The following is a 10975-nucleotide window of genomic DNA, read 5'->3' as shown; positions in this document are numbered from 1 at the left end:
ACCTGCTCTAACCTCCTGACAAACCGAAGGTTTTCACCTTCATTCACCGCTGGAAACGCTTGGCGTCCCCGGCAGCGGATGCGTACTTTACGGTTTCGTGGACGCGTTGGCAAGGGGTTTTTTAATATTGATAGTAGCAAGGCGCACGCGACGCTTAATAGACATCGCGGAGCGAAGTGGGAACCAAAGAATCAGACCCGAGGTCGGCGATGCTATGCGCCCCGGTGAGTGTCATTGCTACCCGCATTTCCTTTTCGAATAACTCAAGCAAATGGGTAACGCCAGCCTCGCCGGCAGTGGCAAGAGCATAGATGTAGGCACGCCCAAGCAATACCGTGTCAGCACCCATAGCAATCATTCGCACGACATCAAGTCCGCTGCGTATACCAGAATCAGCCAGTATCGCTATGTCCCCTTTAACCGCATCGGCGATGGCAGGCAAAGCACGCGCGGTAGAAAGCACCCCATCAAGCTGGCGTCCGCCATGATTAGAAACAACAATGCCATCCGCACCAAAGCGAACCGCCTCACGAGCGTCTTCGGGGTCGAGTATGCCCTTGATGATCATCGGTCCATCCCAGAACTCCCGAATCCACTCCAGGTCTTTCCAGGAAATAGCCGGATCGAAGTTGTCACCAAGCCAGGCAATATAATCTTCAAGCTCCGTTGGCTTACCGCGATAATCAGACACGTTACCTAGATCATGTGGGCGGCCATGAATGCCCACATCCCAGGCCCAGAAAGGATGCATTGCGGCCTGAGCCATTCGCCGGACTGACCCATACTTGCCGCTCATGCCAGAGTGCGCATCGCGATAACGCGCCCCAGGCACCGGCATATCGACGGTAAAAACCAGCGTTTTGACGCCAGCGGCCTTGGCTTTCTCCAATGCATGCTTCATAAAGCCACGGTCTTTCAGCACATAGAGCTGAAACCAGATAGGCCGATCGACTGCCGAGGCTACTTCATCGATTGGGCACACCGATACTGTCGACAGCGTAAACGGTATACCTTTATTAGTAGCTGCCCGCGCCGCCTGCACTTCACCACGTCTTGCATACATGCCTGCCAACCCCACCGGCGCTAAAGCAATCGGCATGGCGAGATTCTCTCCGAACAGCTCGGTTTCCAGTGACAATGAAGACATATCCTTCAGCACGCGCTGACGTAACGCGATACCGGCAAGATCCTCGACATTACGCCGCAGCGTATGCTCGGTATAAGACCCGCCGTCCGCGTAATGAAACAAAAAGGGCGGGATACGACGCTTGGCCGCTTGGCGATAGTCAGTGGAAGCTGAAATGATCATGGATAGCCCTGTGCAATAGCCTATGCAATGGATGCGCTTTACACCGACGCCCCATTGTTAGAATTGGTTTTACCAATTGACAAAAAAGTAACGCCAACATTAGTGAGACGCCTTAAGCGTGTCAAACGATGATGCCGCTTTATAGCACCCCACTGCGCTATACTTTAGTTTAAAGCCGCTATTCATGAGGCCTGACACACCACTCCCTACCCTACAGACTCTTGAGCTAAGGCTTCAAAGCCCTTAATATTGGTCTTACCAATTAAAGGAGCCAACCAGCATGAGCTACCCACCGCTCCGCCAGCAGCGCTTGGCCGATGTAATTACTGAGCGTCTAGAAGCCATGATGTTGGAAGGCAGCCTAAAACCAGGGCAACGCCTGCCTCCTGAGCGTGAATTGGCCGAACGCTTCGGCGTCTCGCGCCCTTCTTTACGTGAAGCCATCCAGAAACTAGCCGCTCGTGGTTTACTGACCAGCCGCCAAGGCGGTGGCACTTTTGTGAACGACGACCTCAGCAATGGTTATACAGACCCCTTGCTGGAGATGCTCTCCCGTCACGGCGAATTTAACCTGGACTTACTTGAATTCCGTGATGCCATGGAAGGGATATCCGCTTATTACGCTGCACTGCGTTCAACACCCGCGGATAAGGCCGTTCTGATCCAGCGTTTTGAAGAGCTCGACGGCGGCTTTGCCGGTGCCGACCCGATTCAAGAAGCGAAACTAGATGCGGCATTTCATTTAGCAATTGCCGAGGCCGCCCACAATGTTTTGCTGCTGCATACCATTCGCGGCATTTTCCATCTGCTGGAGAAAAGCATTGTTAATAATCTCGCCCACTTGTTTGCCAAGGAAGGCTCGCGCAGCCAATTAATGCAACAGCACCGCGCTCTGCTCAATGCCATTTTAGAAGGGCGCGCGGAAGATGCCCGTACTCGCGCCCACGAACATCTAGTGTTTGTAGAAGAAGGGTTGTTGGAAATGGCCCGGGCAGAGACACGCGCCCAGCGCGCTCTTCGCCGCGCCCAGGGCAATAGCAAAACACCGGCATGAACAGCGCTGCCATGACCAATCAAGCCCCGGCTCCTTTACCGCTACGTTGGCGGCGCCTGTGGCTACTGGTCATTTCGCTCGGCTTGCTGTTATGCGTTTGGCAGGCCGCTCACTTGGCGCGTGAGCAAGCGCTTTCCAACTTGCAGGATGATGCTGAAAACGAGCTGCGGCTGTCTGCCGCCAACTTGAACGGCTATTTGCTGCGCTACGACTACCTGCCGCAAATGCTTGCTACCCGGGAAGGCGTGCAGCGCTTTCTGGCCTCTCCCGACAGCCAAGACCCGATGCCATTGAATATGCTACTGGATCGTTTCCGCTTCACAGCGGGCGTGTCGGACGTCTATCTGCTCAACCGCGATGGTGACACGATCGCCGCCAGCAACTGGCACCGCCCCAACACCTTTATCGGTCAGAACTATGCGTTTCGTTCCTACTACACCGATGCCATTGCAGGCGGCCAGGGCCGGTTTTTTGGTTTGGGCATCAAGTCTCTTGAGCGGGGCTACTACTTTTCATCGCCCGTGTGGCTAGATGACACTTCGCCAGATTCACAGCCAGACGGGGTGTTAGTGGTAAAAGTCCTGCTAGATGACGTTGAAGAGAGCTGGGCGGAACAGGATGCCGAGCTGTTTGTCACCGACAGCGACGACATCATTTTCATGGCCAGCCAACCAGAACTGCGCATGAACGCACTTTACCCGCTCAGCGATGAACAGCGCCAAACACTGCACGACACTCGCCGCTACGCCATGGAGCCGTTGTCGCCTTCGGGTATAGAAGTCGATGCGCCTTACCGCCAGGGCAGTCAGCTGGTCAGTTTCTCCCAGGGCCCGCTAAGCAACGGCGACTACCTTAGCCTGACCCGGCATATTCCTGAGTTTGGCTGGCAAATGCATATTTTAAAGCCGTTAACACCGGTGATTAGCGCCCAATGGATTGCCGCCCTCATGGCAGGCGGCCTTTATGGCGTGGTAACGCTTGGTGTGGGCATTGGCTGGCAGCGTCTAAGGCTGCGTCGTGAACGGGAAGCATTTGCCCAACGCGAGCGCAACACTTTGGCCCGCGTGCGTGACGAACTGGAAGTCAGCGTTGAACGCCGCACTCGTGACCTGGTGGCAAGCAACCAGCGCCTTTCCGATGAAATTGAAGAACGTCGCCGCGCTGAAGCCAACTTGCGTCAAACCCAGGATGAGCTTATTCAAGCCGCCAAACTGGCTGTCTTAGGGCAACTCGCCGCGGGCATCAACCATGAACTCAATCAACCGCTGGCGGCTATTCGCGCCTACGCAGAAAACGCCCGTCGCTTTATCGCATTAGCCCGCCACGACAAGGCGGATGCCAACCTGGAACAAATTGTCGAGCTGACCGAACGCATGGCGGATATCAGCGCCCAGCTGCGACAGTTTTCGCGTAAAAGCAGCGAGCGCCAGGAGACGATATCGGTACAAGCCTGTATCGACTACGCCTTACGCCTGTTTCAGAGCCGTCTGCGCGAAGGCAATATCAGCATTATTCAGGATTGGCCCGATGAAACGCTGTGGGTAAAAGGCGACCTGGTGCGACTGGAACAGGTGCTGGTCAACTTAATCGGCAATGCACTGCAGGCTATGAAAGGCGTGCCAGCCCCACAACTGACCTTAGGGGCGCATACCCACCAGCAGCAAGTCGTTATCAGTGTTACCGATAACGGCCCTGGCATCCCCGAGGAGCACTTAGGGCATATTTTTGAACCCTTTTTTACCACCAAGGCGCCAGGGAGTGGCTTGGGCCTGGGGCTTTCGATCTCTTCACGTATCATGGACGATCTAGGCGGCAAGCTGCAGGCTGCTAACCAACCCGAAGGGGGCGCCTGTTTCACCATTACCCTGCCCCACTCAACATTTATGCACCCCCAGGAGCGCACTCACTATGCATGAGCCGTCGACGCTGCCGGTCATGGTGATCGACGACGAACCACATCTGCGGATCACTGCCAGCCAAACCCTCGAACTTGCGGGCTACACCCCCTACTGCTTTGAATCGGCAGAACAAGCGCTGGCGGCATTAACGCCGGACTTCCCTGGCGTGATTGTGAGCGATATCCGCATGCCGGGGATGGATGGCATGGCGTTACTGCATGAGCTACACAGCCGCGATGCCACCCTGCCGATTATTTTAATCACCGGCCACGGCGATATTTCTACCGCGGTAGAAGCGATGCGCGCAGGCGCCTGGGATTTTCTTGAGAAGCCCTTTGCCGGTGATCAACTGCTGGATGTGGTCCGCCGCGGCATCGAGAAGCGCCAGTTGAGCTTGGAAAACCATCGCCTAAAAGCGGAACTGGAAGTGCAACAAGCCGCTTTAGGGCCGCGTCTGGTGGGTCGTACCGCCATCATTTCCCGGCTCGCGGCGATGATTCAGCGCATCAGCCAAGTAGAAGCCGATGTACTACTGTTTGGTGAGACGGGGACCGGCAAAGACCTCGTCGCTCGCGCTATTCACGAACGCAGCGCCCGACGTAACAGCCCGTTTATGGCCATTAACTGCGGTGCGGTGCCTGAAAACACCATTGAGTCCGAGCTGTTTGGTCATGAAAAGGGCGCCTTTACCGGCGCCGTAGAGCGTCGCATCGGCAAGTTTGAACACGCTAATGGCGGCACGGTATTTTTAGATGAAATTGAATCGATGCCCATGGCGCTGCAGGTCAAACTGCTGCGGGTACTGCAAGAGCGCAGCGTCGAACGGCTAGGCGCCAATGAAACCGTTCCGCTTAATATCCGCGTGATTGCAGCCACCAAAGTCGATCTCAAAACCGCCTCCGAAGAGGGAAATTTTCGCGAAGATCTTTACTACCGGCTGAACGTGGTTACCCTGCCGCTGCCCGCACTGCGTGAGCGGCGTGAAGATATTCCCTTGCTGTTCCAGCACTTTGCCGTGGTAGCTGCCAACCGCAGCGGCCTGGAAGCACCGACCCTCGACAGCCCCGCCATTGCCGCCCTGCTGGCCCATGACTGGCCCGGGAACGTGCGCGAGCTGCGCAACCTTGCCGAGCGCTACGTGCTCCTGGGCGCCGCCTTTGACTATCGCCTGGATGCGCTGCTGGAAGGGGTCAACGCCGACACCGAAGAGCCTACTTTACCGCGCCAGGTTGAGCTGTTTGAAAAGAGCCTGATCAGCCAATCATTGGCGCGCTACCACGGCCGGGTAACCGATGTCTGTCGCCACTTAGGCATTCCGCGTAAAACCTTTTACGACAAGCTTAAAAAACACGGACTCAACGCCGACGACTACCGCCACAGCAGCGAGCCTTGATGCAGCAACTCGCCCAACACCGACCAGGGCGGCACCCAGGGAATTAGCGTAAACGTCGCAATCAGCATCAACAGATTGGACATCGGCCGACGGCTATCGCCTAACTTCAGCGCCGTTCCAAACGAACGCTTTAGCCGGGCACCCTCCAGGTCAACACTATATATTTCATCCAAACTCAGATGAATCAAAAAACCAACCAACGTGGCAGCCCCATGGGACCAGGCCAACCAAGCTGGCTGGCCAAGTAAGTTAAAACTAAACGTGGCGGCCAGTAGGCTACATAGCCCACCCGCCAGCAGAGAGTGCCAAATACCGCGGTGAACGGTTAGTCGCGAAAATAGTACGCCTGCCAAATAGCGAACACAGAAGTAGATCCCACCACAGGCAACTAACAGCGCACCAGGCGTTAGCCAGGGCTGGAGCAACAGTGCCCCCAGCACCAAAGCGGGCACTGAAAGTAAGTTAAATATCAAACGGATGGAGTGAGAGCGGTCGGCATCAATATCGGGCAGAATGCCACCAAACGTGACCAACGCAATCATTACCATCGCCTGGGAAGGCGGCCACCATTGGCCTTTCCAGCCAGCGTAAGCTACTAGCATGCCGCCCGCCGCTGCTACCGTAATATGCGTGCGAAAATTAGCCATGACGCGGCATCCCAGAGTCTGCACAACAGAAAACTGTATAAATTAACAGATTTATTGCGGCCGCGACATGACTTATTTAGAAAAAAGGTTGGCTGAGCAACTGCTTAGGCTTCTCTAAGAAAAATGATTAAAGAGACGCTTCTGCCAAGAAACGGTCTTTTAATTTGACGTAGTTACCGGCGGTATAGGGAAAGAAAGCGCGCTCTTTATCTTTCAGCGGCCGCATCGCTTTGGCCGGATTACCAGCATACACATAACCACTTTCCAAATGTTTCCCCGGCGTGACGACAGCGCCCGCAGCGATAATAACCTCGTCCTCGACGACAGCACCATCCATGACAATCGCCCCCATACCCACTAGGATTCGATTTCCTAACGTGCAGCCATGCAGAATCGCTTTATGGCCGATCGTCACGTCGTCCCCAATGGTGAGCGGAAAGCCGTCGGGGCTGAAGTCACTGGCGTGGGTTATATGCAGCACGCTGCCATCCTGCACGCTCGTTCGGGCGCCGATACGAATTCGGTGCATATCGCCGCGAATCACCGTCATTGGCCACACGGAGCAGTCGTCACCCAGCACCACATCGCCAATGACCACGCTGGCCGGATCAATATAAACACGCTCACCCAATTGGGGTTCGATACCTTGATAGCCTCTTAGCGCACTGCTCATCACTCGCTCCTGAGATTTTGGATGGAAAAAGTAGAGAACTCGATCACCCCACTATAGCAACCCGGCCAATAGAACAATAAAGGTCAGCGGAATCGACACCCAGCGGATGATATTACGCCACACTAAATAGCCGCGTTCACCCACGCCTAACGCGCTGACCACCCTTTCACGTGGCATGATCCAAGCCGCAAAAACCGCGATCAACAAGCCGCCCAAAGGCAGAAAAACATCCGGCGGTATACTGCTAACAAGCTCAAAGACATTGCGCCCAAACAGCGGCCGAAACTCAGCCAGGGAGGAGAAGGAGAAAGCTGATAATAGCCCGATCAACCAGACACTGAGCGCTACGATCGCCGTCGAGATACTCCGACGCAGCCCCAGCCCTTGCAGCGTGGCGACCATCGGCTCCGCTAGATTAATCGCCGATGTCCAGGTGGCCAATAACAACAGTAAAAAGAACACGCTTAGCCATACCGAGCCCCATGGCAGCTCAGAAAAGGCGATAGGCAACGTCACAAACATCAAGCCCGGGCCGTCGGCAGGGTCCATGCCCTGAGCGAATACCACTGAGAAAATAGCGATCCCCGCCAGTAATGCCACGCTGATATCGAGCACTGCGACCGCAACCGCCGCCTTGGGTAAGCTTTGCTCTTCCGGCATATAAGCGCCATAGGCCATTAATGCACAGGCCCCCACCGCCAACGTGAAGAAGGCATGGCCCATGGCATGCACCACTACCGATGGTGTCAGCGCCTCGAAAGAGGGTAAGAACAGCCACGCCAGCGCCGTACCAAAACCATCGGTGGTCGCGGCATAGCCCGCCAAGAGCAGCAACAACAGATACAGCAGCGGCATCAGCAGGTTGTTCAGCCGCTCCAGCCCCTTGGCAACGCCCGCCGCTACCACGGTCATGGTCATAAACAGAAACAGCGAGTGATTAAAAATCAGCAGCCCCGGATTGGCTAAAAAAGATTCAAAGCTGGCACCGATCTCAGCGGCACTCGCGCCATTAAAATTGCCGTTAACGGAGGCCACCAGAAACTCAATCGACCAGCCGGACACCACCGAGTAGAACGATAAAATGCAGAACACGGTGAACGCCCCGAACAGCCCTAGCCAGCGCCAGTGAGGGGAAGCACCCCCCTCGGCCGCCAAGGCCCCCAACGCCTGCATCGGCCCACGCCGACCGGCACGGCCAATCAGTATCTCCGCCATCATCACTGGGATACCCAGCAGTAGCACGAATGCCACGTAAATCAGCAAAAAGGCCGCACCACCGTTCTCCCCCGCCACATAAGGGAAGCGCCAGATGTTGCCTAACCCCACCGCAGCACCTGTTACCGCCAAGATAAAGGCCCGCTTCGACCCCCAGCGCTCCAGCGTCTCGCTCATCACATGCTCCTGCCATTGGTGGCAATAAAAGGCGGCAAGACTAGCAGGCGCTTGCGTGCAGGCCAAACCCTAAGCGTAAATCCTGATATTAAACCCTGGCATTAAACCCCGATATTAAACATCGTTGTTATAGTTGTTGAAGCTAACATTGAAACGCAGCCCCACCGCCCGCACTGTGTCATTATTATTGCGCGTTTTGCGCTTCCTATACGGTTTTAAAAACGATGCCACTTGAGGTGCCTATGTCCACCAACCCGCTGCTTGAAACGCACGAGCTACCCCCCTTTGCTGAGATTCGCGCCGAGCATGTGGAGCCCGCTGTGGAAACGCTGCTTAGCGAGAGCCGCGAAGCTATTGACCGCCTCGCCGAACAGGCAGCCGCCGCCCCGCCAAGCTGGGAGAATTTTGCGGTGCCGCTGGAAGCGGTTAATGATCGGCTTACCAAAGCATGGTCACCGGTCTCGCACCTTAACGGCACCATGAACTCTCCAGAATTGCGCGAAGCATATCAGGCATGCCTTGAAAAACTCTCCGCTTTTGGCACCTGGGTTGGCCAACACGAAGGGCTGTTTCATGGCTGGCAAGCGCTAAAAGAGGGCCCGGCCTGGGAAACCCTGGATGCCGCACAGCGGCGTACTGTTGAGAATGCGCTGCGCGATTTTCGTCTGGCCGGTGTAGACCTTCCCGCAGACAAAAAAGCCCGCTACGGCGAGATTCAGTCGCGGCTCTCCATGCTGTCAAACCAGTTCTCGAATAACGTGCTGGATGCCACTCAAGCATGGCACAAAGATATCGACAGCCAAGAAGCCTTAGCGGGTGTACCCGAAAGCGCCCTTGAAACATTAAAAGCGACCGCCGAAGCGAAAGGCGTGGCGGGCTACCGTATTACCCTGGATTTCCCCAGCTTTTTCCCGGTGATTAGCTACGCTGACAACCGCGAGCTGCGTCGCGAAGTGTATACCGCCTTCGTTACCCGCGCCTCAGACCAGGGCCCCGACGCGGGCAAGTTTGATAATGCCGCGATCATGGAAGAGATACTGGCGCTACGTAGCGAAATTGCCCAACTACTCGGCTTTGACACCTACGCTGATTATTCACTGGCCACCAAAATGGCAGAGTCCCCCGAACAGGTACTCGACTTTCTCAGCGACTTAGCCCGCCGGGCGCTTCCCCAGGCGCAAGAAGAGTTTGCTGAGCTGAGCACCTATGCCCGAGAGGAACTCGGCCTGGAGACTTTAGAACCGTGGGATGTTGCCTACGCCAGTGAAAAATTGCGTGAAGCGCGCCATGCTATTTCTCAAGAGCAGCTACGCCCTTACTTTCCCGCGCCACGGGTGGTCGATGGCTTGTTTCAGGTGGTCGAGCGTCTTTATGGCGTGCGCTTTGAAGAGGATACCGAAGCGCCTCGCTACCACCCTGACGTACGCTATTTCCGCATTACCGAAAACGGCCAGCCGATTGCTGGTTTTTATCTGGATCTCTACGCCCGTGAAGGGAAGCGGGGCGGCGCTTGGATGGCGGATTGCCGCGTGCGGCGTCAAACAGAGCAGGGCCTGCAATTGCCGGTCGCCTTTTTAACCTGCAACTTCACGGCCCCGGTAGGCGGTCGCCCTGCGCTGCTCACCCACGATGAAGTCACCACGCTGTTCCATGAGTTTGGTCACGGTCTTCACCATATGCTGACCAAACAGCACATTGCCGATATTTCCGGCATTAATGGCGTTGCCTGGGATGCCGTCGAACTGCCCAGCCAGTTTATGGAAAACTACTGCTGGGAGCGCGAAGGGCTAGACTTGCTCGCCAAGCACGTGGATAGCGGAGAAGCGCTACCTGCAGAGCTGCTTGAGCGCCTGCAAGCGGCTAAGAATTTCCAATCCGCTATGGGCATGATGCGTCAAATTGAGTTCTCGCTGTTTGATTTGCGACTGCACCATGAGTTAACCGCTCCCAGCGCCAGCGACGTGCAAAATTTGTTAGATGAGGTGCGCGATGCCGTATCAGTGTTACCGAAAGTATCGTACAACCGCTTTCAGAATAGCTTTGGCCACGTATTCGCCGGGGGCTACGCTGCCGGTTACTACAGCTACAAGTGGGCGGAAGTACTCTCGGCGGATGCCTGGAGCGCCTTTGAAGAGGCCGGTATCTTCGACCCTGAAACAGGACAGCGCTTTCGTTGCGAAATCCTCGAACAGGGCGGTGCCCGAGACGCGGCGGACCTGTTTGTCGCCTTTCGTGGCCGTGAACCCAGCGTCGAACCGCTGCTGCGCCACTGCGGCATTCGCGCTGCTTAAGCTTTTTTAAACCATTTCCCATGCGTGGCACCTTGGGTGCCACGCGTTTGGAGTTTCGAATGTCGACTGTTAAACGCTTTATCGCCGGTGTTACCTGCCCGCGCTGTGCGGCGATGGATCGTATCCGCGCCTGGGAACAAAATGGCATCCGCTACCGCGAGTGCGTTAGCTGCGATTTTTTTGAGCAACTGCCTATCGAAGAAGATGCGCTTACCGAAATGACCACCCGGGTCAACCAGCTCCGCGATGATCAGAAACAGCAGGATGTGCAACCCGTACGCATTATGGATCCAGGCAAGTCTTCTCGCTAACACTCTC

The 10975-nt window shown here is 55.8% G+C and carries 9 protein-coding genes; 5 read left to right on the top strand and 4 right to left on the bottom strand.

What is annotated here, in order from left to right:
* Nucleotides 1-154: 154 nt before the first annotated feature.
* Entirely contained in the window at nt 155-1309 is a 1155-nt protein-coding gene (gene lldD / locus HZS80_RS21345; protein WP_035564867.1) for an FMN-dependent L-lactate dehydrogenase LldD, read from the bottom strand.
* A gap of 280 nt (nt 1310-1589) precedes the next feature.
* Here lldD and HZS80_RS21340 point away from each other — a divergent pair, with 280 nt between their 5' ends.
* The 3 genes from HZS80_RS21340 to HZS80_RS21330 are packed head-to-tail and all read left to right on the top strand — an operon-like array spanning nt 1590 to nt 5654.
* Nucleotides 1590-2363, top strand: a complete 774-nt coding sequence (locus HZS80_RS21340; RefSeq protein WP_035564869.1) for a GntR family transcriptional regulator — start codon at nt 1590-1592, stop codon at nt 2361-2363.
* Complete coding sequence (locus HZS80_RS21335) at nt 2360-4279, top strand: sensor histidine kinase (RefSeq protein WP_035564871.1); 1920 nt, start codon at nt 2360-2362, stop codon at nt 4277-4279. The genes HZS80_RS21340 and HZS80_RS21335 overlap by 4 nt, the downstream gene beginning before the upstream one ends.
* Nucleotides 4272-5654, top strand: coding sequence for a sigma-54-dependent transcriptional regulator (locus HZS80_RS21330; RefSeq protein WP_035564873.1), 1383 nt, complete (start codon nt 4272-4274; stop codon nt 5652-5654). Before HZS80_RS21335 ends, HZS80_RS21330 begins: the two co-directional genes overlap by 8 nt.
* Here the strand turns inward: HZS80_RS21330 and HZS80_RS21325 are convergent.
* The 3 genes from HZS80_RS21325 to HZS80_RS21315 form a co-directional block, all read right to left on the bottom strand.
* Nucleotides 5630-6301, bottom strand: a complete 672-nt coding sequence (locus HZS80_RS21325; RefSeq protein WP_035564875.1) for a metal-dependent hydrolase — start codon at nt 6299-6301, stop codon at nt 5630-5632. The two genes, HZS80_RS21330 and HZS80_RS21325, sit on opposite strands and share 25 nt — an antisense overlap.
* A gap of 127 nt (nt 6302-6428) precedes the next feature.
* Entirely contained in the window at nt 6429-6974 is a 546-nt protein-coding gene (locus tag HZS80_RS21320; RefSeq protein WP_035564877.1) for a gamma carbonic anhydrase family protein, read from the bottom strand.
* A gap of 51 nt (nt 6975-7025) precedes the next feature.
* Entirely contained in the window at nt 7026-8366 is a 1341-nt protein-coding gene (locus tag HZS80_RS21315; RefSeq protein WP_179917261.1) for a sodium-dependent transporter, read from the bottom strand.
* Between the two features lie 242 nt (nt 8367-8608).
* Between HZS80_RS21315 and prlC the strand changes: the two genes are divergently transcribed.
* A complete protein-coding gene (prlC, locus tag HZS80_RS21310; protein ID WP_179917260.1) occupies nt 8609-10657 on the top strand; it encodes an oligopeptidase A in 2049 nt (682 codons plus the stop codon).
* A 59-nt stretch (nt 10658-10716) separates the two neighbouring features.
* Complete coding sequence (locus HZS80_RS21305) at nt 10717-10968, top strand: YheV family putative zinc ribbon protein (RefSeq protein ID WP_035564884.1); 252 nt, start codon at nt 10717-10719, stop codon at nt 10966-10968.
* Nucleotides 10969-10975: the final 7 nt, after the last annotated feature.

The sequence above is a fragment of the Vreelandella glaciei genome (assembly GCF_013415125.1).
GTDB classification, from domain to species: Bacteria; Pseudomonadota; Gammaproteobacteria; order Pseudomonadales; family Halomonadaceae; genus Vreelandella; species Vreelandella glaciei.
This window is presented reverse-complemented; position numbering and strand designations above follow the sequence as displayed.

What these genes read in the sequence shown, in the direction of transcription:
- HZS80_RS21315 (WP_179917261.1), bottom strand. Translation starts at nt 8,366, where the DNA reads ATGAGCGAGACGCTGGAGCGCTGGGGGTCGAAGCGGGCCTTTATCTTG.
- HZS80_RS21325 (WP_035564875.1), bottom strand. Translation starts at nt 6,301, where the DNA reads ATGGCTAATTTTCGCACGCATATTACGGTAGCAGCGGCGGGCGGCATG.
- prlC (WP_179917260.1), top strand. Translation starts at nt 8,609, where the DNA reads ATGTCCACCAACCCGCTGCTTGAAACGCACGAGCTACCCCCCTTTGCT.
- HZS80_RS21330 (WP_035564873.1), top strand. Translation starts at nt 4,272, where the DNA reads ATGCATGAGCCGTCGACGCTGCCGGTCATGGTGATCGACGACGAACCA.
- HZS80_RS21305 (WP_035564884.1), top strand. Translation starts at nt 10,717, where the DNA reads ATGTCGACTGTTAAACGCTTTATCGCCGGTGTTACCTGCCCGCGCTGT.
- lldD (WP_035564867.1), bottom strand. Translation starts at nt 1,309, where the DNA reads ATGATCATTTCAGCTTCCACTGACTATCGCCAAGCGGCCAAGCGTCGT.
- HZS80_RS21340 (WP_035564869.1), top strand. Translation starts at nt 1,590, where the DNA reads ATGAGCTACCCACCGCTCCGCCAGCAGCGCTTGGCCGATGTAATTACT.
- HZS80_RS21320 (WP_035564877.1), bottom strand. Translation starts at nt 6,974, where the DNA reads ATGAGCAGTGCGCTAAGAGGCTATCAAGGTATCGAACCCCAATTGGGT.
- HZS80_RS21335 (WP_035564871.1), top strand. Translation starts at nt 2,360, where the DNA reads ATGAACAGCGCTGCCATGACCAATCAAGCCCCGGCTCCTTTACCGCTA.